Origin of the sequence: Streptomyces sp. ALI-76-A (genome assembly GCF_030287445.1) — a bacterium.
In the GTDB taxonomy this organism is placed as follows: Bacteria; Actinomycetota; Actinomycetes; order Streptomycetales; family Streptomycetaceae; genus Streptomyces.
Genome location: NZ_JASVWB010000002.1, coordinates 5,283,941 through 5,308,175 on the forward strand (window position 1 = coordinate 5,283,941; position 24,235 = coordinate 5,308,175).

At 67.0% G+C, this 24,235-nt stretch carries 23 protein-coding genes; all 23 read left to right on the forward strand.

The window, feature by feature from the left end; translation table 11 throughout:
• The first annotated feature begins 58 nt into the window (after positions 1 to 58).
• The 23 genes from QQS16_RS24725 (at position 59) to rpsQ (ending at position 24,208) form a co-directional block, all read left to right on the forward strand.
• Positions 59 to 919 carry an SCO4651 family lipoprotein gene (locus QQS16_RS24725; protein WP_286064054.1) on the forward strand — a complete coding sequence of 287 codons (861 nt, stop codon included), beginning with the start codon at positions 59 to 61 and terminating at the stop codon, positions 917 to 919.
• 89 nt (positions 920 to 1,008) lie between these two features.
• Positions 1,009 to 1,860 (forward strand): SCO4651 family lipoprotein, encoded by an 852-nt coding sequence (locus QQS16_RS24730; protein WP_286064055.1) that lies wholly within the window; start codon positions 1,009 to 1,011, stop codon positions 1,858 to 1,860.
• Positions 1,861 to 2,145: 285 nt separating this feature from the next.
• Positions 2,146 to 2,676, forward strand: a complete 531-nt coding sequence (gene rplJ, locus QQS16_RS24735) for a 50S ribosomal protein L10 (protein WP_030039746.1) — start codon at positions 2,146 to 2,148, stop codon at positions 2,674 to 2,676.
• 124 nt (positions 2,677 to 2,800) lie between these two features.
• Positions 2,801 to 3,184 carry a 50S ribosomal protein L7/L12 gene (rplL, locus tag QQS16_RS24740; RefSeq protein WP_266435141.1) on the forward strand — a complete coding sequence of 128 codons (384 nt, stop codon included), beginning with the start codon at positions 2,801 to 2,803 and terminating at the stop codon, positions 3,182 to 3,184.
• A gap of 614 nt (positions 3,185 to 3,798) precedes the next feature.
• On the forward strand, positions 3,799 to 7,284 hold the full coding sequence (gene rpoB, locus QQS16_RS24745; RefSeq protein ID WP_286064057.1) for a DNA-directed RNA polymerase subunit beta: 3,486 nt from the start codon (positions 3,799 to 3,801) through the stop codon (positions 7,282 to 7,284).
• Positions 7,285 to 7,381: 97 nt separating this feature from the next.
• Positions 7,382 to 11,281 (forward strand): DNA-directed RNA polymerase subunit beta', encoded by a 3,900-nt coding sequence (locus QQS16_RS24750; RefSeq protein ID WP_286064058.1) that lies wholly within the window; start codon positions 7,382 to 7,384, stop codon positions 11,279 to 11,281.
• Positions 11,282 to 11,502: 221 nt separating this feature from the next.
• Entirely contained in the window at positions 11,503 to 12,045 is a 543-nt protein-coding gene (locus tag QQS16_RS24755; protein WP_286064060.1) for a DUF1707 and DUF4190 domain-containing protein, read from the forward strand.
• A gap of 340 nt (positions 12,046 to 12,385) precedes the next feature.
• The gene (gene rpsL, locus QQS16_RS24760; RefSeq protein WP_003948652.1) at positions 12,386 to 12,757 is read left to right on the forward strand and encodes a 30S ribosomal protein S12; all 372 of its coding nucleotides are present in this window, start codon (positions 12,386 to 12,388) and stop codon (positions 12,755 to 12,757) included.
• A 2-nt stretch (positions 12,758 to 12,759) separates the two neighbouring features.
• Positions 12,760 to 13,230: a 30S ribosomal protein S7 gene (rpsG, locus tag QQS16_RS24765; RefSeq protein WP_030345396.1), complete on the forward strand. Its 471-nt coding sequence runs from the start codon at positions 12,760 to 12,762 to the stop codon at positions 13,228 to 13,230.
• Positions 13,231 to 13,269: 39 nt separating this feature from the next.
• Positions 13,270 to 15,396 carry an elongation factor G gene (gene fusA, locus QQS16_RS24770; RefSeq protein ID WP_286064062.1) on the forward strand — a complete coding sequence of 709 codons (2,127 nt, stop codon included), beginning with the start codon at positions 13,270 to 13,272 and terminating at the stop codon, positions 15,394 to 15,396.
• Positions 15,397 to 15,553: 157 nt separating this feature from the next.
• Positions 15,554 to 16,747: an elongation factor Tu gene (gene tuf, locus QQS16_RS24775; RefSeq protein ID WP_217237702.1), complete on the forward strand. Its 1,194-nt coding sequence runs from the start codon at positions 15,554 to 15,556 to the stop codon at positions 16,745 to 16,747.
• 306 nt (positions 16,748 to 17,053) lie between these two features.
• Positions 17,054 to 18,262, forward strand: a complete 1,209-nt coding sequence (locus QQS16_RS24780; RefSeq protein ID WP_502963923.1) for an acyltransferase family protein — start codon at positions 17,054 to 17,056, stop codon at positions 18,260 to 18,262.
• A 567-nt stretch (positions 18,263 to 18,829) separates the two neighbouring features.
• A complete protein-coding gene (rpsJ, locus tag QQS16_RS24785; protein WP_003948644.1) occupies positions 18,830 to 19,138 on the forward strand; it encodes a 30S ribosomal protein S10 in 309 nt (102 codons plus the stop codon).
• Positions 19,139 to 19,154: 16 nt separating this feature from the next.
• On the forward strand, positions 19,155 to 19,799 hold the full coding sequence (rplC, locus tag QQS16_RS24790) for a 50S ribosomal protein L3 (RefSeq protein WP_031141288.1): 645 nt from the start codon (positions 19,155 to 19,157) through the stop codon (positions 19,797 to 19,799).
• Positions 19,800 to 19,803: 4 nt separating this feature from the next.
• The gene (gene rplD / locus QQS16_RS24795) at positions 19,804 to 20,460 is read left to right on the forward strand and encodes a 50S ribosomal protein L4 (RefSeq protein WP_286064063.1); all 657 of its coding nucleotides are present in this window, start codon (positions 19,804 to 19,806) and stop codon (positions 20,458 to 20,460) included.
• A complete protein-coding gene (rplW, locus tag QQS16_RS24800; protein ID WP_286064064.1) occupies positions 20,460 to 20,879 on the forward strand; it encodes a 50S ribosomal protein L23 in 420 nt (139 codons plus the stop codon). The genes rplD and rplW overlap by 1 nt, the downstream gene beginning before the upstream one ends.
• 40 nt (positions 20,880 to 20,919) lie before the next feature.
• Complete coding sequence (gene rplB, locus QQS16_RS24805) at positions 20,920 to 21,756, forward strand: 50S ribosomal protein L2 (RefSeq protein WP_030046376.1); 837 nt, start codon at positions 20,920 to 20,922, stop codon at positions 21,754 to 21,756.
• A 12-nt stretch (positions 21,757 to 21,768) separates the two neighbouring features.
• Positions 21,769 to 22,050: a 30S ribosomal protein S19 gene (rpsS, locus tag QQS16_RS24810; protein ID WP_007384069.1), complete on the forward strand. Its 282-nt coding sequence runs from the start codon at positions 21,769 to 21,771 to the stop codon at positions 22,048 to 22,050.
• Positions 22,051 to 22,091: 41 nt separating this feature from the next.
• The gene (gene rplV, locus QQS16_RS24815) at positions 22,092 to 22,439 is read left to right on the forward strand and encodes a 50S ribosomal protein L22 (RefSeq protein ID WP_286064065.1); all 348 of its coding nucleotides are present in this window, start codon (positions 22,092 to 22,094) and stop codon (positions 22,437 to 22,439) included.
• A complete protein-coding gene (rpsC, locus tag QQS16_RS24820; protein WP_217237697.1) occupies positions 22,439 to 23,272 on the forward strand; it encodes a 30S ribosomal protein S3 in 834 nt (277 codons plus the stop codon). Before rplV ends, rpsC begins: the two co-directional genes overlap by 1 nt.
• 5 nt (positions 23,273 to 23,277) lie before the next feature.
• A complete protein-coding gene (gene rplP / locus QQS16_RS24825) occupies positions 23,278 to 23,697 on the forward strand; it encodes a 50S ribosomal protein L16 (RefSeq protein WP_030788270.1) in 420 nt (139 codons plus the stop codon).
• Positions 23,697 to 23,921: a 50S ribosomal protein L29 gene (gene rpmC / locus QQS16_RS24830; protein ID WP_003998824.1), complete on the forward strand. Its 225-nt coding sequence runs from the start codon at positions 23,697 to 23,699 to the stop codon at positions 23,919 to 23,921. Before rplP ends, rpmC begins: the two co-directional genes overlap by 1 nt.
• Positions 23,921 to 24,208: a 30S ribosomal protein S17 gene (gene rpsQ / locus QQS16_RS24835; RefSeq protein WP_010036717.1), complete on the forward strand. Its 288-nt coding sequence runs from the start codon at positions 23,921 to 23,923 to the stop codon at positions 24,206 to 24,208. The genes rpmC and rpsQ overlap by 1 nt, the downstream gene beginning before the upstream one ends.
• Positions 24,209 to 24,235 lie beyond the last annotated feature (27 nt).

Consider the following 24,235-nt stretch of genomic DNA (forward strand, 5'->3'; position numbering starts at 1 on the left):
GTGTGCGGCGCCGCGCCCTGGGTTAGCGTGCGGGCACGGCAACGGCACAGGGGGACGTATGAAGCGCACCAACGGGCGGGGGGTCGTCCTCGCGGTCGCGCTGGCCCTCGTGCTGACCGGGGCGGCCGGCTGTACGTCCTCCGAGTCCCCCCGCGAGCCCGGGAAGGACCGCGGGGCGAGCACCGGGTCCCGTGCGGCCCTGCTGTCCGCCGAGCGGTCCACCGACCACGCCGCGTCGGCCCGGGTGCGGTCCACGACCGTCATGGGCACCCAGCTGTCCCTCAAGGCCGACGGCGCCATCGGCTGGGGCGACAGCCTCACCGGCACCCTGACCATCACGTACACCGGCGGCCCGACGGCCGAGACGATGCGCGCGCTCGGCATCACCTCGATGCAGGCCCGCTATCTGGCCGACGCCTACTACGCGCGGATGGGCGACACGTTCGCCCGGAAGACCGGCGGCAAGCACTGGATCAAGTACGCCTACGACGACCTCAAGGACCTCGCGGGCGGCGCCGGCGCGACCTTCGCCGACCAGATGCGCAACACCGCGCCGAACCAGTCGGTGAGGCTGCTGCTGGACGCCGAGGAGGTGCGCGAGGTCGGCCGGGAGAAGGTCGGCGGACGTACGGCCACGCACTACTCCGGCACGGTGCTGGTGCCCGACGTCACCGACGCGCGGCTGAGGACCCAGCTCGAACAGGCCGACGTCACCAGCGAGACCGTCGACCTCTGGGTCGACGACCGGGACCTGCTGGTCAAGAAGGTCGAGAAGGGCCGTACGGCGAGCGGGGAGCTGACCCAGACCGCGTACTACACCGACTACGGCGTCGCGGTCTCCGTCGCCGAGCCCCCGGCCGACGACACCCAGGACTTCGCGGAACTGCTGGAGCGGCAGCAGGGCGGCTCCGCCTCCTGAGCCCCGGGAAAACCAGAGATCCGCTCCGCCTCCTGGGATACGCTCTCCGCCTTGCTGTGAACAGTCCATGTGTTCCTTGGGGGGAATCGATGGTGTCGTCCATACGTGCTTCCGTACGCCGCAGATCCACAGGTGCCGGCCTTGCCGCCCTGTTCCTCGCCGCCGGTGCGGTGAGCTGCGGTACGGAGCAGTCGCCGAGCATGACGCCGGCTGCGGCGGTCGCGAAGGCGGCGAAGAACACGGAGGACATCACGTCCTTCCGGTACCGCATGACCGGCCGGACCCCCGAGGAGGGGCGGATCAAGGCCGAGGCGTCGATGCGTACCAAGCCGACCGTGGCCATGACCATGAAGATGACGGCGCTCGACCAGGGCGAGGACGGCACCGCGGAGATCCGGCTCGTCGACAAGGCCATGTACATCGGCGGGGGAGCCGCGGCGGCCGAGGAGATGGACGGCAAGAGCTGGATCAAGTTCGACATGTCCGCGCTGGGCGAGGAGGGCCTCGGCGCCGAGGGCGCGCCGGGCCCGGGCCAGGCCGACCAGAACCCGGCGACCGAGTCCACCTTCCTCACCGGCGCCAAGGACGTGAAGAAGGTCGGCACCGAGACCGTCGACGGGGTCGAGACCACCCGCTACTCGGGTGTCGTCACCCTCGCCGACCTCGAGGCCTCCCTGAAGGACGAGGACAAGGCCACCCGCGAGCGGCGCCAGAAGAGCGTCGAGCAGTACGAGAAGCTCGGCGTCGACAAGCTCACGATGGACATGTGGGTCGACGGCGACGACCACACCAAGCAGTTCCGCATGCGCGGCGACGCCGACAAGGGTCCGCTGGACATGACCATCACCTTCCTCGACCTCAACAAGCCGGTGACCGTGACGGCTCCGCCCGCCAAGGACACGATGGACCTCGCCGAGATGATGCAGGAAGCCCAGAGCTGAGCCCCGTATCGACCGGATTTGCCTGCCGGCGATCCGGTCGCGTACTCTCCTACAGAAGCCAAAGACCGCTGGTCGTCGCCGTGCGCTCGTGAGAGGGCCCGGTGGCCGAAGGATCCGCTGATATCCGCGGACGACCCGCGCAGGTGACTGTGGAGAGTTCCCGGAGTTCGCAGCTGGCGCTGCGAGATGCCGGTCGAGCTACGCCCCGTGCACCTGTGCCGGGGCGTTTCGTTTGTCCCAGCCCCTTCCGAGCGGTCGTCAACACCCGGAAGGAGGCCGACGCTCATGGCAAGGCCCGACAAGGCTGCCGCGGTGGCCGAGCTCGCGGAGCAGTTCCGCAGCTCGAACGCCGCCGTGCTGACCGAGTACCGGGGTCTCACCGTGGCGCAGCTCAAGACGCTGCGCCGTTCGCTCGGTGAGAACGCCCAGTACGCCGTGGTGAAGAACACGCTGACCAAGATTGCGGCCAACGAGGCCGGGATCTCGACGCTCGACGACCTGTTCAACGGTCCGACGGCAGTTGCCTTCGTCACCGGTGACCCGGTGGAGTCGGCGAAGGGTCTTCGTGACTTCGCCAAGGACAACCCGAACCTCGTCATCAAGGGCGGTGTCCTTGACGGCAAGGCGCTGTCCGCCGACGAGATCAAGAAGCTCGCGGACCTCGAGTCCCGCGAGGTTCTGCTCTCCAAGCTGGCGGGTGCCTTCAAGGGCAAGCAGACTCAGGCTGCTCAGGTCTTCCAGGCGCTCCCGTCGAAGCTCGTCCGCACCGTGGACGCTCTTCGCGCCAAGCAGGACGAGCAGGGCGGTGCCGAGTAATTCGGCTCGCGCAGTGACCGCCGCCTGAGGCAGCCCGCCTGAGCGGTGGTCGTAGCGGGCCGAACGTACGCCCGCCAGACATGTACATCCGGCACCTGCCGAAAAAGTGGAAGGATCGCCCATCATGGCGAAGCTCAGCCAGGAAGACCTGCTCGCGCAGTTCGAGGAGATGACCCTCATCGAGCTCTCCGAGTTCGTGAAGGCCTTCGAGGAGAAGTTCGACGTCACCGCCGCCGCCGCGGTCGCCGTCGCCGGTCCCGCCGGCCCGGCTGCCCCGGCCGAGGCCGCTGAGGAGCAGGACGAGTTCGACGTCATCCTCACCGGTGCGGGCGAGAAGAAGATCCAGGTCATCAAGGTCGTGCGTGAGCTGACCTCCCTGGGCCTCAAGGAGGCCAAGGACCTCGTGGACGGCGCCCCGAAGCCCGTCCTCGAGAAGGTCGCCAAGGAGGCCGCCGAGAAGGCCGCCGAGTCCCTCAAGGGCGCCGGCGCCTCCGTCGAGGTCAAGTAGTCCCACGGAGTCCGCGAGGACTCCTGTGCCGGCTGACACGGCTCCCGCGAGAGGGCTGTAACGCTGACGCACCGAAGAGCGATCATCCATCCGGGTGGTCGCTCTTCGGCGTTCAGGGGAGCCGCGTGGCGACCGCCGTGCACCGGTGTTCGCGCGGAGTATGGTGATCTTCGTCGTGTCCCCGGGCGCCCGGTGCAGGCGGCACGTGACGAGCGCGGCACCCGGTTCGGGCAAGGGGGGCCTTGACGAACCGCACGCAGCGCGCAATTCTCAGGACGCGTCGTCACAAGGATCCGAATCCGAGGCATGGATCGGCGACGAAGAGGGCAGTATCAACGTGCGTTGAGGACGTGGGCTTGCCGAAGGTGTTGAGAGCAACGAGGGTCTTCAAAAACCCGGACTGGACATCAGTGTGCCAAGTGGCTACACTGACCCTTTGCGCTGCCTGTTAGCTGTCCCCTGCCCGTCACCAGGGGCATGCCCTCACTTGAGCACCGATGATCAGACCGTCCCCGACCTGGCCCCTTCGGCCGGACAGGGAAACGGCTGCCTCTGTGTCCGGGAGAGGGACCGGTACGCGCGTAGTGAGTCCGAGCCCTCGGAAGGACCCCCTCTTGGCCGCCTCGCGCACTGCCTCGACCGCGAATACGAACAACGGCGCCAGCACCGCCCCGCTGCGCATCTCCTTTGCAAAGATCAAGGAGCCCCTCGAGGTTCCGAACCTTCTCGCGCTGCAAACCGAGAGCTTTGACTGGCTGCTCGGCAACGACGCGTGGAAGGCTCGCGTCGAGGCGGCTCTGGAATCCGGTCAGGACGTCCCCACCAAGTCCGGTCTGGAAGAGATCTTCGAGGAGATCTCTCCGATCGAGGACTTCTCCGGGTCGATGTCGCTGACTTTCCGCGACCACCGTTTCGAGCCGCCGAAGAACAGCATCGACGAGTGCAAGGAGCGCGACTTCACGTACGCGGCTCCGCTCTTCGTGACGGCCGAGTTCACCAACAATGAGACCGGCGAGATCAAGTCCCAGACGGTCTTCATGGGCGACTTCCCGCTCATGACCAACAAGGGCACCTTCGTCATCAACGGCACCGAGCGTGTCGTGGTGTCGCAGCTGGTCCGTTCGCCGGGCGTCTACTTCGACTCCTCGATCGACAAGACGTCCGACAAGGACATCTTCTCCGCCAAGATCATCCCGTCCCGGGGTGCCTGGCTGGAGATGGAGATCGACAAGCGTGACATGGTCGGTGTGCGCATCGACCGCAAGCGCAAGCAGTCCGTGACCGTTCTCCTCAAGGCTCTCGGTTGGACCACCGAGCAGATCCTGGAGGAGTTCGGCGAGTACGAGTCCATGCGCGCCACCCTGGAGAAGGACCACACCCAGGGCCAGGACGACGCGCTGCTCGACATCTACCGCAAGCTGCGTCCGGGCGAGCCCCCCACCCGGGAGGCCGCGCAGACGCTCCTGGAGAACCTCTACTTCAACTCGAAGCGCTACGACCTCGCCAAGGTCGGCCGCTACAAGGTGAACAAGAAGCTCGGCGGGGACGAGCCGCTGGACGCCGGTGTGCTCACCACCGACGACATCATCGCCACCATCAAGTACCTGGTGAAGCTGCACGCCGGTGAGACCGAGACGGTCGGCGAGTCCGGTCGCTCGATCATGGTCGAGACCGACGACATCGACCACTTCGGCAACCGCCGTATCCGCAACGTGGGCGAGCTGATCCAGAACCAGGTCCGTACGGGTCTCGCCCGTATGGAGCGGGTCGTGCGTGAGCGCATGACCACCCAGGACGTCGAGGCGATCACGCCGCAGACCCTGATCAACATCCGGCCGGTCGTCGCCTCCATCAAGGAGTTCTTCGGCACCAGCCAGCTGTCGCAGTTCATGGACCAGAACAACCCGCTGTCGGGCCTGACGCACAAGCGTCGTCTCAACGCGCTCGGCCCGGGTGGTCTGTCCCGTGAGCGGGCCGGCTTCGAGGTCCGTGACGTGCACCCCTCGCACTACGGCCGCATGTGCCCGATCGAGACGCCGGAAGGACCGAACATCGGTCTGATCGGTTCGCTCGCCTCCTACGGCCGGATCAACCCGTTCGGTTTCATCGAGACGCCCTACCGCAAGGTCGTCGAGGGCCAGGTCACCGACGAGGTCGACTACCTGACCGCCGACGAGGAGGACCGCTTCGTCATCGCGCAGGCCAACGCCCTGCTGAACGACGAGTTCCGGTTCGAGGAGGCCCGCGTCCTGGTCCGCCGTCGTGGCGGCGAGGTCGACTACGTCCCCGGTGACGACGTCGACTACATGGACGTCTCCCCGCGCCAGATGGTGTCGGTCGCGACCGCGATGATCCCGTTCCTCGAGCACGACGACGCCAACCGTGCCCTCATGGGCGCGAACATGATGCGGCAGGCCGTGCCGCTCATCAAGTCCGAGGCTCCGCTCGTCGGCACCGGCATGGAGTACCGCTCCGCCGTCGACGCCGGCGACGTGGTCAAGGCCGAGAAGGACGGTGTGGTCCAGGAGGTCTCCGCGGACTACATCACCACCGCCAACGACGACGGCACGTACATCACGTACCGCCTGGCCAAGTTCTCGCGCTCCAACCAGGGCACCTCGGTCAACCAGAAGGTCATCGTCAACGAGGGTGACCGGATCATCGAGGGCCAGGTGCTCGCGGACGGTCCGGCCACCGAGAACGGCGAGATGGCGCTGGGCAAGAACCTGCTCGTGGCGTTCATGCCGTGGGAGGGTCACAACTACGAGGACGCGATCATCCTGTCGCAGCGCCTCGTGCAGGACGACGTCCTCTCCTCGATCCACATCGAGGAGCACGAGGTCGACGCCCGTGACACCAAGCTCGGCCCGGAGGAGATCACCCGGGACATCCCGAACGTCTCCGAGGAGGTCCTCGCCGACCTCGACGAGCGCGGCATCATCCGGATCGGTGCCGAGGTCGTCGCCGGCGACATCCTGGTCGGCAAGGTCACGCCCAAGGGCGAGACCGAGCTGACCCCGGAGGAGCGCCTGCTGCGCGCCATCTTCGGTGAGAAGGCCCGTGAGGTCCGTGACACCTCGCTGAAGGTCCCGCACGGCGAGATCGGCAAGGTCATCGGCGTCCGCGTCTTCGACCGCGAGGAGGGCGACGAGCTTCCCCCCGGTGTGAACCAGCTGGTGCGCGTGTACGTGGCGCAGAAGCGCAAGATCACCGACGGTGACAAGCTCGCCGGCCGGCACGGCAACAAGGGCGTCATCTCGAAGATCCTGCCGATCGAGGACATGCCGTTCCTGGAGGACGGCACCCCGGTCGACATCATCCTCAACCCGCTGGGTGTCCCGTCCCGGATGAACCCGGGACAGGTTCTGGAGATCCACCTCGGCTGGCTCGCCAGCCGCGGCTGGGACGTCTCCGGCCTCGCCGAGGACTGGGCGCAGCGCCTCCAGGTGATCGGCGCGGACCAGGTCGACCCGGGCACGAACGTCGCGACCCCCGTCTTCGACGGTGCGCGTGAGGACGAGCTCGCGGGTCTGCTCCAGCACACCATCCCGAACCGCGACGGCGAGCGCATGGTGCAGCCGACCGGTAAGGCGAGGATGTTCGACGGCCGCTCCGGCGAGCCGTTCCCGGAGCCGATCTCGGTCGGTTACATGTACATCCTCAAGCTGCACCACCTGGTCGACGACAAGCTGCACGCGCGTTCGACCGGTCCGTACTCGATGATCACCCAGCAGCCGCTGGGTGGTAAGGCCCAGTTCGGTGGCCAGCGGTTCGGCGAGATGGAGGTGTGGGCGCTGGAGGCCTATGGCGCCGCGTACGCCCTCCAGGAACTGCTGACCATCAAGTCCGACGACGTCACCGGCCGCGTGAAGGTCTACGAGGCCATCGTCAAGGGCGAGAACATCCCTGAGCCCGGCATCCCCGAGTCCTTCAAGGTGCTCATCAAGGAGATGCAGTCCCTGTGCCTCAACGTGGAGGTGCTGTCCTCGGACGGCATGTCCATCGAGATGCGCGACACCGACGAGGACGTCTTCCGCGCTGCGGAAGAGCTCGGCATCGACCTGTCCCGGCGCGAGCCGAGCAGCGTCGAAGAGGTCTGACGGGAGTCCGGCGGGGCCTTTCCACCGAAGGCCCCGCCGACCCCGCGACCCCCGTTTCAGACCACAGACTTACAACCCTGAGAGGGATTGACGCATAGTGCTCGACGTCAACTTCTTCGACGAGCTCCGGATCGGTCTGGCCACCGCTGACGACATCCGTCAGTGGAGCCACGGCGAGGTCAAGAAGCCCGAGACGATCAACTACCGCACGCTCAAGCCCGAGAAGGACGGACTCTTCTGCGAGAAGATCTTCGGTCCGACCCGGGACTGGGAGTGCTACTGCGGCAAGTACAAGCGCGTCCGCTTCAAGGGCATCATCTGCGAGCGCTGTGGCGTCGAGGTCACGCGCGCCAAGGTGCGCCGTGAGCGGATGGGCCACATCGAACTGGCCGCCCCCGTCACGCACATCTGGTACTTCAAGGGCGTTCCGTCGCGGCTGGGCTACCTGCTCGACCTCGCCCCGAAGGACCTGGAGAAGGTCATCTACTTCGCGGCGTACATGATCACGTACGTCGACGACGAGCGCCGCACCCGTGACCTGCCCTCCCTGGAGGCGCACGTCTCCGTCGAGCGGCAGCAGATCGAGAACCGCCGGGACGCCGACCTGGAGGCCCGTGCCAAGAAGCTCGAGACCGACCTGGCCGAGCTGGAGGCCGAGGGCGCCAAGGCCGACGTACGCCGGAAGGTCCGTGAGGGCGCCGAGCGGGAGATGAAGCAGCTGCGCGACCGTGCGCAGCGCGAGATCGACCGCCTCGACGAGGTCTGGACCCGCTTCAAGAACCTCAAGGTCCAGGACCTCGAAGGTGACGAGCTGCTCTACCGCGAGCTGCGGGACCGCTTCGGCACGTACTTCGACGGTTCGATGGGCGCCGCGGCGCTGCAGAAGCGCCTGGAGTCCTTCGACCTGGACGAAGAGGCCGAGCGCCTCCGCGAGATCATCCGTACCGGCAAGGGCCAGAAGAAGACCCGTGCGCTGAAGCGGCTGAAGGTCGTGTCTGCCTTCCTGCAGACCTCCAACAGCCCCAAGGGCATGGTCCTCGACTGCGTCCCGGTCATCCCGCCGGACCTTCGCCCGATGGTGCAGCTGGACGGTGGCCGCTTCGCGACCTCCGACCTGAACGACCTGTACCGCCGCGTGATCAACCGCAACAACCGCCTGAAGCGGCTTCTCGACCTCGGCGCGCCCGAGATCATCGTGAACAACGAGAAGCGCATGCTCCAGGAGGCCGTGGACGCCCTCTTCGACAACGGTCGTCGTGGTCGCCCGGTCACCGGTCCCGGTAACCGCCCGCTGAAGTCCCTGAGCGACATGCTCAAGGGCAAGCAGGGCCGCTTCCGTCAGAACCTGCTCGGCAAGCGTGTGGACTACTCCGCGCGTTCCGTGATCGTCGTCGGTCCGCAGCTGAAGCTGCACCAGTGCGGTCTGCCGAAGGCCATGGCGCTGGAGCTCTTCAAGCCGTTCGTGATGAAGCGCCTGGTGGACCTGAACCACGCGCAGAACATCAAGAGCGCCAAGCGGATGGTCGAGCGCGGCCGCACGGTCGTGTACGACGTCCTGGAAGAGGTCATCGCGGAGCACCCGGTTCTGCTGAACCGTGCGCCCACGCTGCACCGCCTCGGCATCCAGGCCTTCGAGCCGCAGCTGGTCGAGGGCAAGGCCATCCAGATCCACCCGCTCGTCTGCACCGCGTTCAACGCGGACTTCGACGGTGACCAGATGGCCGTCCACCTGCCGCTCTCCGCGGAGGCGCAGGCCGAGGCCCGCATCCTGATGCTGTCCTCGAACAACATCCTCAAGCCGGCCGACGGCCGTCCGGTGACGATGCCGACCCAGGACATGGTCCTCGGTCTGTTCTTCCTCACCACCGACGGCGAGATGCGGAACGTGAAGGGCGAGGACCGCTCCTTCTCCTCCGTGGCCGAGGCGATCATGGCGTTCGACGCCGGCGAGCTCTCGCTGCAGTCGCGCGTGGACATCCGCTTCCCGGTGGGCACCATCCCGCCGCGCGGCTGGACCCCGCCGGCGCAGGAGGAGGGCGAGCCGGAGTGGCAGCAGGGTGACAGCTTCCGGCTGAGGACCACGCTGGGCCGCGCGCTCTTCAACGAGCTGCTGCCCGAGGACTACCCGTTCGTCGACTACGAGGTCGGCAAGAAGCAGCTCTCCGAGATCGTCAACGACCTCGCCGAGCGCTACCCGAAGGTCATCGTGGCGGCGACGCTCGACAACCTGAAGGCGTCCGGCTTCTACTGGGCGACCCGTTCCGGTGTCACCGTGGCCATCTCCGACGTCGTCGTTCCCGAGGCGAAGAAGGAGATCGTCAAGGGCTACGAGGCACAGGACGAGAAGGTCCAGAAGCAGTACGAGCGCGGTCTGATCACCAAGGACGAGCGCACGCAGGAACTCATCGCGATCTGGACCAAGGCGACCAACGAGGTCGCCGAGGCCATGAACGAGAACTTCCCGAAGACCAACCCGATCTTCATGATGGTGAACTCGGGCGCACGAGGCAACATGATGCAGATGCGTCAGATCGCCGGTATGCGTGGTCTGGTGTCGAACGCGAAGAACGAGACGATCCCGCGTCCGATCAAGGCGTCGTTCCGTGAGGGCCTGTCCGTGCTGGAGTACTTCATCTCCACGCACGGTGCCCGTAAGGGTCTGGCGGACACCGCCCTGCGTACCGCCGACTCGGGTTACCTGACCCGTCGTCTGGTGGACGTCTCGCAGGACGTCATCATCCGCGAGGAGGACTGCGGCACCGAGCGCGGTCTGAAGCTGCGGATCGCCTCGCGCGGCGCCGACGGCGTGCTGCGCAAGACGGACGACGTGGAGACCAGCGTCTACGCCCGCATGCTCGCCGAGGACGTCGTCATCGACGGCAAGGTGATCGCGCCGGCCAACGTGGACCTGGGTGACGTGCTCATCGACCAGCTCGTGCACCACGGGGTCGAGGAGGTCAAGACGCGTTCGATCCTGACCTGCGAGTCCCACGTCGGCACCTGCGCGATGTGCTACGGCCGCTCGCTGGCCACCGGCAAGCTGGTCGACATCGGTGAGGCGGTCGGCATCATCGCCGCCCAGTCCATCGGTGAGCCCGGTACCCAGCTGACGATGCGTACCTTCCACACCGGTGGTGTGGCCGGTGACGACATCACCCAGGGTCTGCCGCGTGTCGTCGAGCTCTTCGAGGCCCGTACCCCGAAGGGTGTCGCCCCGATCTCCGAGGCCTCCGGCCGCGTGCGGATCGAGGAGACCGAGAAGACCAAGAAGATCGTCATCACGCCGGACGACGGCAGCGACGAGACGGCGTTCCCGATCTCGAAGCGTGCCCGGCTCCTGGTCAGCGAGGGCGAGCACGTCGAGGTGGGCCAGAAGCTCACCGTGGGTGCCACCAACCCGCACGACGTGCTGCGCATCCTGGGTCAGCGTGCCGTCCAGGTCCACCTGGTCGGCGAGGTCCAGAAGGTCTACAACTCGCAGGGTGTGTCGATCCACGACAAGCACATCGAGATCATCATCCGGCAGATGCTCCGCCGGGTGACGATCATCGAGTCCGGCGACGCCGAGCTGCTGCCCGGCGAGCTGGTCGAGCGCTCGAAGTTCGAGCAGGAGAACCGTCGTGTGGTCCAGGAGGGCGGTCACCCGGCCTCCGGCCGTCCGCAGCTCATGGGTATCACCAAGGCCTCGCTGGCCACGGAGTCCTGGCTGTCGGCGGCGTCCTTCCAGGAGACGACCAGGGTGCTGACGGACGCGGCGATCAACGCCAAGTCCGACTCCCTGATCGGCCTCAAGGAGAACGTCATCATCGGTAAGCTCATCCCGGCCGGTACGGGTCTGTCCCGCTACCGCAACATCCGGGTCGAGCCGACCGAGGAGGCCAAGGCCGCGATGTACTCGGCCGTCGGTTACGACGACATCGACTACTCGCCGTTCGGTACCGGCTCCGGTCAGGCCGTGCCGCTGGAGGACTACGACTACGGGCCGTACAACCAGTAGGGCGTAGGCGTGTGAAGTGCGGGAGGGCGGTCATCCTCGGATGGCCGCCCTTCGGCGTGGCGGGCGTCGGCGTGGCGCGGCGAGGCCCGCTCGGCGCGGCGTTCCGCGGCCCGCTCGGGCACCGGGAGGGCGGGAATCGGCCACTGTGGCCGGTTCGCGGCTGTCACCGATGGAGGGTGGTGGCGCATCATGGAGGGACTCGGGGGTTCGGGAGGTGTTCCGTGACGCATCCTTCATGGCGGCCCTGGCAGCCGGGGCAGGGTCTTCCCCAGCCCTGGCAGGGCGCCGGCAGCCCGGCGATGCTCGCCTCGCACGCAGACCGGGAGCGGGCCGTGGACGTGCTCAGAGCCGGGTTCGGCGAGGGGCGGCTGGAGAAGGCGGAGTTCGACCAGAGGGTCGCCAGGGCCTACGCGGCCCGTACGGTGGGTGAGCTGGCTCTGCTGGTCGCCGACCTGCCCACGGGGCCCGTACCGCAGCCTGCGGCCGTCGTGGGGGTGCCGCAGACGTTCCTGCCCCTGCCGCGCCCGCGGACGAACGGGAAGGCCGTGGCCGCCGCCGTGTGCGGGCTGCTGTGCGTGCCGACCTTCGGGCTCACCGGGCTGCCGGCGATCATCCTCGGGCATGTGGCGCGTGGGGAGATCAACCGCACCGGGGAGGGCGGCGACGGGCTCGCCATCACCGGACTGGTCCTCGGCTGGCTGTCCACCGGGGGGTGGGCGCTCGTCATGACCCTGATGGTTCTGGTGGGGCTGGCGACCGGGTGAGGGGCCGTGGGCGCGGGAAGTGCCCCCGCGACTCGGCCGGAACGTGCTTTTGAAGATCATTCGCGGTGCGGGGGCTTGACATGTTCTGCCTGGTGAGCCGGGTGCGGCCCATTTGTTTTGACCGCAGCGAATGAGCTAGGTACGCTCAGACCTTGTGCCTGGGGTGTGCCCTGGCTCTCGTGCGTGCCTTCACACCGCATAGCGAGCCGTCACTGGCCACCGTAATCTGCGCCCTTTTCGCCTCGCGGCGAGAGTCTGCCGGATTCGACACACCCGACCGCGTGGGTCGGCGACGTTCCAGGTTAGCTTCACCATTCGGCACACAGAAACCGGAGAAGTAGTGCCTACGATCCAGCAGCTGGTCCGGAAGGGCCGGCAGGACAAGGTCGAGAAGAACAAGACGCCCGCACTCGAGGGTTCCCCTCAGCGCCGCGGCGTCTGCACGCGCGTGTTCACGACCACCCCGAAGAAGCCGAACTCGGCCCTGCGTAAGGTCGCGCGTGTGCGTCTGACCAGCGGGATCGAGGTCACCGCTTACATTCCGGGTGAGGGACACAACCTGCAGGAGCACTCCATCGTGCTCGTGCGTGGTGGCCGTGTGAAGGACCTGCCGGGTGTTCGCTACAAGATCATCCGCGGTTCCCTTGACACCCAGGGTGTGAAGAACCGCAAGCAGGCCCGCAGCCGCTACGGCGCCAAGAAGGAGAAGTAAGAATGCCTCGTAAGGGCCCCGCCCCGAAGCGCCCGGTCATCATCGACCCGGTCTACGGTTCTCCTCTTGTCACCTCCCTGATCAACAAGGTGCTGCTGAACGGCAAGCGCTCCACCGCCGAGCGCATCGTGTACGGCGCCATGGAGGGCCTGCGCGAGAAGACCGGCAACGACCCGGTCATCACGCTGAAGCGCGCTCTGGAGAACATCAAGCCGACCCTCGAGGTCAAGTCCCGCCGTGTCGGTGGCGCCACCTACCAGGTGCCGGTCGAGGTCAAGCCCGGCCGCGCCAGCACCCTGGCGCTGCGCTGGCTGGTCGGTTACTCCCGCGCCCGTCGCGAGAAGACCATGACCGAGCGTCTGCTCAACGAGCTTCTCGACGCCTCCAACGGCCTCGGTGCCGCTGTGAAGAAGCGTGAGGACACCCACAAGATGGCCGAGTCCAACAAGGCCTTCGCGCACTACCGCTGGTAGTCGTAACCCACATCGAGACCGAGAGAAGACTGAAGCCTTATGGCTACCACTTCACTTGACCTGGCCAAGGTCCGCAACATCGGGATCATGGCCCACATCGACGCGGGCAAGACGACCACCACCGAGCGGATCCTGTTCTACACCGGCGTCTCGTACAAGATCGGTGAGGTCCACGACGGCGCCGCCACGATGGACTGGATGGAGCAGGAGCAGGAGCGTGGCATCACGATCACGTCTGCTGCGACCACCTGTCACTGGCCGCTCGAGGACAACGACTACACCATCAACATCATCGACACCCCGGGGCACGTCGACTTCACCGTCGAGGTGGAGCGCTCCCTGCGCGTGCTCGACGGTGCCGTGACGGTGTTCGACGGTGTCGCCGGTGTCGAGCCGCAGTCCGAGACGGTGTGGCGTCAGGCCGACCGCTACGGCGTTCCCCGCATCTGCTTCGTCAACAAGCTGGACCGTACCGGCGCCGAGTTCCACCGCTGCGTGGACATGATCAAGGACCGGCTCGGTGCCGTGCCGATCGTCATGCAGCTCCCCATCGGTGCCGAGATGGACTTCAAGGGCGTTGTGGACCTGGTCCGCATGAAGGCGCTCGTGTGGTCCGCCGAGGCGGCGAAGGGCGAGATGTACGACGTCGTCGACATCCCCGCCACGCACGCCGAGGCTGCCGAGGAGTACCGCGGCCGGCTGGTCGAGACCGTCGCGGAGAACGACGACGAGATCATGGAGCTGTTCCTGGAGGGCCAGGAGCCCACCGAGGAGCAGCTGTACGCCGCGATCCGTCGTATCACCATCGCGTCCGGCAAGTCGGACGGCGTCACGGTCACCCCGGTGTTCTGCGGTACCGCGTTCAAGAACAAGGGCGTCCAGCCCCTGCTCGACGCGGTCGTGCGCTACCTGCCGACCCCGCTCGACGTCGAGGCCATCGAGGGCCACGACGTCAAGGACCCCGAGGTCGTCGTCAAGCGCAAGCCGTCCGACGAGGAGCCGCTGTCCGCCCTCGCCTTCAAGATCATGAGCGACCCGCACCTGGGCAAGCTCACCTTCGTCCGGATCTACTCCGGCCGTCTGGAGTCCGGCACCGCGGTGCTGAACTCGGTCAAGGGCAAGAAGGAGCGCATTGGCAAGATCTACCGTATGCACGCGAACAAGCGTGAGGAGATCGAGTCGGTGGGCGCCGGCGACATCGTCGCCGTCATGGGCCTCAAGCAGACCACCACCGGTGAGACGCTGAGCGACGACAAGAACCCGGTCATCCTGGAGTCCATGGACTTCCCGGCGCCGGTCATCCAGGTCGCCATCGAGCCCAAGTCCAAGGGCGACCAGGAGAAGCTGGGTGTCGCCATCCAGCGCCTGGCCGAGGAGGACCCGTCCTTCCAGGTCCACTCGGACGAGGAGACCGGCCAGACCATCATCGGCGGTATGGGCGAGCTGCACCTCGAGGTGCTGGTCGACCGGATGCGCCGTGAGTTCAAGGTCGAGGCCAACGTCGGTAAGCCGCAGGTCGCGTACCGTGAGACGATCCGCAAGACCGTCGAGCGCGTGGACTACACCCACAAGAAGCAGACCGGTGGTACCGGTCAGTTCGCCAAGGTGCAGATCGCGATCGAGCCGATCGAGGGCGGCGACGCCTCCTACGAGTTCGTGAACAAGGTGACCGGTGGTCGTATCCCGAAGGAGTACATTCCTTCGGTCGACGCCGGTGCGCAGGAGGCCATGCAGTTCGGCATCCTCGCCGGCTACGAGATGACGGGCGTCCGCGTCACGCTTCTCGACGGCGCCTACCACGAGGTCGACTCCTCCGAGCTCGCCTTCAAGATCGCCGGTTCGCAGGCGTTCAAGGAGGCCGCGCGCAAGGCCAGCCCCGTGCTGCTCGAGCCGATGATGGCCGTCGAGGTCACCACGCCCGAGGACTACATGGGTGAGGTCATCGGCGACATCAACTCCCGCCGTGGCCAGATCCAGGCCATGGAGGAGCGGGCCGGTGCCCGTGTCGTGAAGGGCCTCGTGCCTCTTTCGGAGATGTTCGGCTACGTCGGAGACCTCCGCAGCAAGACGTCGGGTCGCGCAAGCTACTCGATGCAGTTCGACTCCTACGCCGAGGTTCCGCGGAACGTCGCCGAGGAGATCATCGCGAAGGCCAAGGGCGAGTAACGCACCGCGTTCACACGCCGTAGGCTTGACTCCGGAGCCTCGCGGGGCATTCCGCCGCAACAGCGGAGGGAATGCCCCGGGGATCCGGGCCATCCAGCAAAGATCACCTGGCGCCGATGAAGTAAGGCGTACCAGAACCACTCCCAGGAGGACCCCAGTGGCGAAGGCGAAGTTCGAGCGGACTAAGCCGCACGTCAACATCGGCACCATCGGTCACATCGACCACGGTAAGACGACCCTCACGGCCGCCATTACCAAGGTGCTGCACGACGCGTACCCGGACCTGAACGAGGCCTCGGCCTTCGACCAGATCGACAAGGCTCCTGAGGAGCGCCAGCGCGGTATCACCATCTCGATCGCGCACGTCGAGTACCAGACGGAGACGCGTCACTACGCCCACGTCGACTGCCCCGGTCACGCGGACTACATCAAGAACATGATCACGGGTGCGGCGCAGATGGACGGCGCCATCCTCGTGGTCGCCGCCACGGACGGCCCGATGCCGCAGACCAAGGAGCACGTGCTCCTGGCCCGCCAGGTCGGCGTTCCCTACATCGTCGTCGCCCTGAACAAGGCCGACATGGTGGACGACGAGGAGATCCTGGAGCTCGTCGAGCTCGAGGTCCGTGAGCTCCTCTCCGAGTACGAGTTCCCGGGCGACGACCTGCCGGTCGTCAAGGTCTCGGCGCTCAAGGCGCTCGAGGGCGACAAGGAGTGGGGCCAGTCGGTCCTGGACCTGATGGCCGCCGTCGACGAGGCGATCCCGACCCCCGAGCGTGACGTCGACAAGCCGTTCCTCATGCCCGTCGAGGACGTCTTCACGATCACCGGTCGCGGTACGGTCGTCACCGGCCGTATCGAGCGTGGTGTCCTGAAGGTCAACGAGACCGTTGACATCATCGGCATCAAGCAGGACAAGACCACCACCACGGTCACCGGCATCGAGATGTTCCGCAAGCTGCTCGACGAGGGCCAGGCCGGTGAGAACGTCGGTCTGCTGCTCCGCGGCATCAAGCGCGAGGACGTCGAGCGCGGCCAGGTCATCATCAAGCCGGGCTCGGTCACCCCGCACACCGAGTTCGAGGCGCAGGCGTACATCCTGTCCAAGGACGAGGGTGGCCGCCACACGCCGTTCTTCAACAACTACCGTCCGCAGTTCTACTTCCGTACGACGGACGTGACCGGCGTCGTGACCCTCCCCGAGGGCACCGAGATGGTCATGCCGGGTGACAACACCGAGATGAAGGTGGAGCTCATCCAGCCCGTCGCCATGGAAGAGGGCCTGAAGTTCGCCATCCGTGAGGGTGGCCGGACGGTCGGCGCCGGCCAGGTCACCAAGATCAACAAGTAAGCTTGTCGATCTGACCTGGTAGCTCCAGCGTGAGCTGAGCTCCTGAAGGGGCCCGTACGACTTCGGTCGTACGGGCCCTTTCGCGTGCCTGCGGCGGGGCCGGCGGAGGCGGTCGCGCCGCAGGGGTCAAGTGAAGTGTCCGGGAACTCTGGGCGGCGTCCCGGCGAGCGTTGCGGCAACTCCCCGGCGTCCGCGGGGGATTGTTCTTGTCTGTTCGCCGTGGGGCGACCGGGCGGCCGTAGCGTGAGCGGGTCCGGTGACCGCCCCGGCCCGGACTGCCTCGTGAGGACGGACGGACAGGTGTCGATGCACGGCACGGACAGCAGGACGTCGATACCGCGACGGGTCGTCGGCGGCCCGCGGCAGCCACTGCCCCCGCTCGCCGTGCCCGGGCAGAAGCCGCCGAGGGCCGCCCAGATGCCCCGCCACGGCGCCGTACGGGAACGGGTGGGCCGCCGGCTGTACGCCATCGACGGGATCCGTCTGCTGGCCGCCCTGATGGTCGCCGTGCACCACTACGCCGGCACCCACCGGGTCGACCGGCCGGGCAACGTGATCTGGGACCGGCCGGTGTCCGACATCATGCCCACGGTGTTCCGGTTCGCCGCCTACGGCTGGATCGGCGTCGAGATCTTCTTCGTCATCAGCGGCTTCGTGATCTGCATGTCGTGCTGGGGGCGCACCCCGCGGCAGTTCTTCGTGTCGCGGGTGATCCGGCTGTACCCGGCGTACTGGTTCGCGGTGCTGTTCACGACGGGCGTGCTGGTGGCCGTGCCGGGCGTGTGGGAGCGGCTGCCGCTGCGGGAGGTGCTGCTCAACCTCACGATGCTCCAGTCCGGTTCGGGCGTGGCCGACGTCGACGGTGTGTACTGGACGCTCTGGGCAGAGCTGCGCTTCTACCTGCTGTTCCTGGTCGTCGTCGCCACCGGGCTCACGTACCGCAAGGTGGTGGTCTTCTGCTGTGTGTGGGGCGCGGCCGCGATGCTGGCGCCGGTGTCGGAGCTGCCGCTGCTGGAACTGGTCGCCAACCCGGACGGCGCCTGGTACTTCATCGCGGGGCTGGCGCTGTACCTCATGCACCGGTTCGGGCAGGACCTGCTGCTGTGGGGCATCCTCGCGATGGCCTGGCTGATGGGACAGCTGGAACTGGGCCGGCGGATCGACGAGGTCGAGCACGTGTCCGGGTGGCGGGGGAGCGTGCTGATCTTCACCGTGTTCCTGCTGGTGATGGTGGCGATCGCACTCGGCGCGACGGACGGCGTCCGGTGGCGATGGCTGGTGACGGCAGGGGCTCTGACGTATCCGCTCTACCTGATCCACTACGCGGCCGGCACGGCGGTCATCAACAGGCTGCGGGACACGATGGACGCGCGACTGCTGGTGGCGGTGGTGCTGGCCGGCTTCCTGGCCCTGAGCTGGCTGGTGCACCGGTTCCTGGAGCGGCCGCTGGCGGGGGTGCTGAAGCGGGGGTTGGACACGTCGTTCGCTCGGATGCGCAATGCGCGGGTGGGCTGAGAGGTACGGAGGCCGGCCCGGCGGGGTGGAGGGGCGCGGGTTCGGTGAAGGTTTCCGGGGTGAGTGCTGTCACGTCGGTGCCGACGCCTCTTCTGCGCGTCGCGATACCGTCGGAGCGCAGCTGCCTGTGCGCGCGTGTGCTGGACGCGGGCGCCTGGTTTGAGCTATGTCACTCTCCGGGTATTGTCTCCGGCCCGATTGGCCAGGCTCCTGCCCCGTATGGCAGACTGTCGGAGTTGCTCGGTCGAGTGTTGATGCTGCGCGCCTCCCGCCGGGAGGACCGGAAGCGAGTCCCACAGTACTCGTCGCCCCAACTGCCACACGGCAGCGCTGAGGCGGACGTACGGGAATCTTTCGGGAAGTGTCAGTGCGGCACCGGCCAGGCACCCGGTGGCCTTCTGGTCCCGGTCTGCGGTTCCGGAAGGGCCGTGTTCATTCCCTGGAGGGATGTTCGAACAAGGGACATCTGTGTCAGCGGAAGAGCGACACGCCCGACCGCGTGGGTCGGACAGAAGGGCTGGAGCGCCGGGTTCCAGAGCGTTACGAGAGACAGGACTACTAGTAGCCATGGCGGGACAGAAGATCCGCATCCGGCTCAAGGCCTACGACCACGAGGTCATCGACAGCTCGGCGAAGAAGATCGTCGAGACGGTGACGCGTACTGGTGCGTCGGTCGCGGGCCCGGTGCCGCTGCCCACTGAGAAGAACGTGTACTGCGTCATCAAGTCGCCGCACAAGTACAAGGACTCGCGCGAGCACTTCGAGATGCGCACGCACAAGCGCCTGATCGACATCCTCGACCCGACTCCCAAGACCGTTGACTCTCTGATGCGACTCGACCTCCCGGCCGGTGTCGACATCGAGATCAAGCTCTGAGGCCGGTGATCTGAAGATGACCAAGCAGATCAAGGGCATCCTGGGCGAGAAGCTCGGCATGACGCAGGTGTGGGACGCGAACAACCGCGTCGTCCCGGTCACCGTCGTCAAGGCCGGCCCCAACGTCGTCACCCAGGTCCGTACGAACGACACCGACGGCTACGAGTCGGTCCAGATCGCCTTCGGCGAGATCGACCCGCGCAAGGTGAACAAGCCCCTCAAGGGTCACTTCGCCAAGGCCGACGTCACTCCCCGCCGCCACCTCGTCGAGATCCGTACCGCTGACGCCAGCGAGTACACCCTCGGCCAGGAGATCACCGCCGAGGTGTTCGAGGCCGGCATCAAGGTCGACGTGACCGGCAAGAGCAAGGGCAAGGGCTTCGCCGGTGTCATGAAGCGTCACAACTTCAAGGGCCTCGGCGCCGGACACGGCACCCAGCGCAAGCACCGCTCTCCCGGTTCCATCGGTGGCTGCGCCACCCCGGGCCGCGTGTTCAAGGGCCTCCGCATGGCGGGTCGCATGGGCAACGAGCGGGTCACCACCCAGAACCTGACCGTCCACGCCGTTGACGCGGAGAAGGGTCTGCTGCTCATCAAGGGCGCGGTTCCCGGTCCGAACGGCGGCCTCGTCCTGGTCCGCACCGCGGCCAAGGGGGCCTGAGGTAATGAGCACTGTTGACATCCTTTCGCCGGCGGGCGACAAGGCCGGTTCCGTCGAACTCCCCGCGGAGATCTTCGACGTCGAAAAGATCAGCATCCCGCTGATCCACCAGGTCGTCGTCGCACAGCTGGCCGCTGCCCGTCAGGGCACGCACAAGACCAAGACGCGTGGCGAGGTCCGCGGTGGCGGCAAGAAGCCGTACCGCCAGAAGGGCACCGGTCGTGCCCGCCAGGGTTCGACCCGCGCGCCGCAGTTCGCCGGTGGTGGCGTCGTGCACGGTCCCGTGCCGCGTGACTACTCGCAGCGGACCCCGAAGAAGATGAAGGCCGCGGCCCTGCGCCACGCCCTCACCGACCGGGCCCGCCACAACCGCATCCACGTCGTCTCCGGCGTCGTCGAGGGTGAGAACCCGTCGACGAAGGCCGCCCGGACGCTGTTCGGCAAGATCTCGGAGCGCAAGAACCTGCTCCTGGTCGTCGACCGCGCCGACGAGGCCGCGTGGCTGTCCGCCCGCAACCTGCCCCAGGTCCACATCCTGGAGCCGGGCCAGCTGAACACGTACGACGTTCTCGTCTCGGACGACGTGGTCTTCACCCAGGCCGCGTTCGAGTCCTTCGTGTCTGGCCCCCAGGCCGCTGACACCGAAGGGAGCGAAGCCTGATGGCTACGCGTCACCCGAGCATCGCCTCGAAGGCCGCCAAGGCCAAGAAGGTCGCGCGCGTCGCCAAGGCGCGCCGCCACGAGGCCGAGGGCAAGAACACCGTCGAGACGCCGATGAGCAAGGCCTTCACGGACCCCCGTGACGTGCTGCTCAAGCCGGTCGTCTCCGAGAAGAGCTACGCGCTGCTCGACGAGGGCAAGTACACCTTCGTCGTCGACCCGCGGGCCAACAAGACCCAGATCAAGCAGGCCGTCCAGGCGGTCTTCTCGGTCAAGGTCACCGGGGTCAACACGATCAACCGTCAGGGCAAGCGCAAGCGGACCAAGACGGGCTTCGGCAAGCGTGCGGACAGCAAGCGCGCGATCGTGACCCTCGCTGAGGGCGACCGTATCGACATCTTCGGCGGTCCGACCTCCTGACGGAGGTCCGGATCGTCCGATATCGGACGAGGACTGAGAAATGGGAATCCGCAAGTACAAGCCGACTACGCCGGGCCGTCGCGGCTCCAGCGTCGCCGACTTCGTCGAGGTCACGCGGTCCACGCCGGAGAAGTCGCTGGTTCGCCCGCTGCACAGCAAGGGCGGCCGTAACAATTCCGGTCGTGTGACCGTTCGCCACCAGGGTGGCGGACACAAGCGCGCCTACCGCGTGATCGACTTCCGTCGTCACGACAAGGACGGCGTGCCGGCGAAGGTCGCGCACATCGAGTACGACCCCAACCGCACCGCGCGCATCGCGCTGCTGCACTACGCGGACGGCGAGAAGCGCTACATCCTCGCCCCGCGCAACCTCCAGCAGGGTGACCGCGTCGAGAACGGTCCCGGGGCCGACATCAAGCCGGGCAACAACCTGGCGCTGCGCAACATCCCGGTCGGTACCACGATCCACGCGATCGAGCTCCGTCCCGGTGGCGGTGCCAAGTTCGCCCGCTCCGCCGGTGCCTCCGTGCAGCTGCTCGCGAAGGAGGGCCAGATGGCCCACCTCCGCATGCCGTCCGGTGAGATCCGCCTGGTCGACGTGCGCTGCCGCGCCACCGTCGGCGAGGTCGGCAACGCCGAGCAGAGCAACATCAACTGGGGCAAGGCCGGCCGTAAGCGTTGGCTGGGTGTCCGCCCGACCGTCCGCGGTGTGGCGATGAACCCGGTCGACCACCCGCACGGTGGTGGTGAGGGCAAGACCTCCGGTGGTCGCCACCCGGTCTCCCCGTGGGGTCAGAAGGAGGGTCGTACTCGTTCGCCGAAGAAGGCTTCGAACAAGTACATCGTCCGCCGCCGCAAGACGAACAAGAAGCGCTAGGAGCGGGTTTAGATGCCGCGCAGTCTCAAGAAGGGGCCCTTCGTCGACGACCACCTGATCAAGAAGGTGGACGCCCAGAACGAAGCCGGTTCCAAGAACGTCATCAAGACCTGGTCCCGTCGCTCGATGATCGTCCCGGCCATGCTGGGCCACACGATCGCGGTGCACAACGGCAAGACCCACATTCCGGTGTTCGTCACCGAGTCGATGGTCGGCCACAAGCTCGGCGAGTTCTCGCCGACGCGCACCTTCCGGGGTCACGTCAAGGACGACCGGAAGTCGAAGCGCCGCTAGGCGGGGTGGAATCGACTATGACTAACACCGAAGGGACAACCATGGAAGCCAGGGCCCAGGCGCGGTACATCCGCGTCACGCCCATGAAGGCCCGCCGAGTGGTGGACCTCATCCGTGGCATGGACGCCACGGAGGCTCAGGCGGTCCTGCGTTTCGCCCCGCAGGCCGCGAGCGTGCCGGTCGGCAAGGTGCTGGACAGCGCCATCGCCAACGCCGCGCACAACTACGACCACACCGATGTCGACAGCCTGGTCATCACCGAGGCGTACGTCGACGAGGGCCCGACCCTGAAGCGGTTCCGTCCGCGTGCCCAGGGCCGTGCCTACCGGATCCGCAAGCGGACCAGCCACATCACCGTGGTCGTCAGCAGCAAGGAAGGAACCCGGTAATGGGCCAGAAGGTTAACCCGCATGGGTTCCGGCTCGGCATCACCACGGACTTCAAGTCCCGTTGGTACGCCGACAAGCTGTACAAGGACTACGTCAAGGAAGACGTCGCCATCCGCCGGATGATGACGTCCGGCATGGAGCGCGCCGGCATCTCCAAGGTGGAGATCGAGCGCACCCGTGACCGCGTCCGCGTCGACATCCACACCGCGCGTCCGGGCATCGTCATCGGCCGCCGCGGCGCCGAGGCCGACCGCATCCGCGGTGACCTCGAGAAGCTGACCGGCAAGCAGGTCCAGCTGAACATCCTCGAGGTCAAGAGCCCGGAGACGGACGCTCAGCTGGTGGCCCAGGCCGTCGCCGAGCAGCTGTCCTCCCGCGTCTCCTTCCGTCGCGCCATGCGCAAGAGCATGCAGGGCACGATGAAGGCCGGCGCCAAGGGCATCAAGATCCAGTGCGGTGGCCGCCTCGGTGGCGCCGAGATGTCCCGCTCGGAGTTCTACCGCGAGGGCCGTGTGCCCCTGCACACGCTCCGCGCGAACGTGGACTACGGCTTCTTCGAGGCCAAGACGACCTTCGGCCGCATCGGCGTGAAGGTCTGGATCTACAAGGGCGATGTCAAGAACATCGCCGAGGTCCGCGCCGAGAACGCCGCTGCCCGCGCCGGCAACCGTCCGGCCCGTGGTGGCGGCGGCGCCGACCGCCCGGCCCGTGGTGGCCGTGGCGGCGAGCGTGGCGGTCGCGGTCGCAAGCCGCAGCAGGCTCCCGCTGCCGAGGCCCCCAAGGCCGACGCTCCGGCTGCCGCTCCGGCTGAGAGCACCGGAACGGAGGCCTGACCGACATGCTGATCCCCCGTAGGGTCAAGCACCGCAAGCAGCACCACCCCAAGCGCCGCGGTGAGGCCAAGGGTGGTACGACGGTCGCGTTCGGCGAGTACGGCATTCAGGCCCTCACGCCGGCGTACGTGACCAACCGCCAGATCGAGGCGGCCCGTATCGCGATGACCCGCCACATCAAGCGTGGCGGCAAGGTCTGGATCAACATCTACCCGGACCGCCCGCTCACGAAGAAGCCCGCCGAGACCCGCATGGGTTCCGGTAAGGGTTCGCCGGAGTGGTGGATCGCGAACGTGCACCCGGGACGGGTCATGTTCGAGCTGTCCTACCCCAACGAGAAGATCGCCCGTGAGGCCCTCACTCGCGCAGCCCACAAGCTGCCGATGAAGTGCCGGATCGTCAAGCGCGAGGCAGGTGAAGCGTGATGTCGGCCGGTACCAAGGCGTCCGAGCTGCGCGAACTGGGTGACGAGGAGCTTCTCGCGAAGCTCCGCGAAGCCAAGGAAGAGCTGTTCAACCTCCGCTTCCAGGCGGCGACGGGTCAGCTCGAGAACCACGGTCGGCTCAAGGCCGTCCGTAAGGACATCGCGCGGATCTACACCCTGATGCGTGAGCGCGAGCTGGGCATCGAGACGGTGGAGAGCGCCTGATGAGCGAGAGCAACGTGACTGAAGAGACCAAGACGGACCGCGGTTTCCGCAAGACCCGTGAGGGTCTCGTCGTCAGCGACAAGATGGACAAGACCGTCGTCGTCGCCGTCGAGGACCGTGTCAAGCACGCGCTGTACGGCAAGGTCATCCGCCGTACGAACAAGCTCAAGGCCCACGACGAGCAGAACGCCGCGGGCGTCGGCGACCGTGTCCTCCTGATGGAGACCCGGCCGCTGTCCGCGACGAAGCGCTGGCGCGTCGTCGAGATCCTCGAGAAGGCCAAGTAATTCCTGCGGGGCAGACCCCGCAGGACA